General features: G+C 46.9%; 1 protein-coding gene. It reads left to right on the top strand.

Going from position 1 to position 258, the window contains the following annotated elements; all coding sequences use genetic code 11:
- Window positions 1-258 (top strand): ABC transporter permease subunit (locus CHH91_RS18655; protein WP_141234229.1); only part of this gene is annotated, 258 nt, incomplete at both ends.

The following is a 258-nucleotide window of genomic DNA, read 5'->3' as shown; positions in this document are numbered from 1 at the left end:
TAGGCCTTGTGCTGATCCAATGGTTCGCATTAGGCAACATCCCATTTATCGGAAAATTTATCGATACGGCTTGGTTTCCTCCTTCTGGGTGGGGCAGCTTTGAACAACTTGTACTACCTGTATTTATGCTTGGAATTTCAGGGGCAGCGATTGTTGCCCGGATGACTCGTTCCAGCATGCTAGAGGTTATTAACCAAGACTATATTCGCACGGCCCGTGCCAAAGGGGTTAGGGAGCGGATTGTTATATATCAACATG

Origin of the sequence: Virgibacillus sp. 7505 (assembly GCF_002272135.1) — a bacterium.
Lineage (GTDB): Bacteria > Bacillota > Bacilli > Bacillales > Amphibacillaceae > Terribacillus.
Note: the sequence above shows the minus strand (reverse complement) of the source record. Positions and strands in the feature narration are given on the sequence as shown.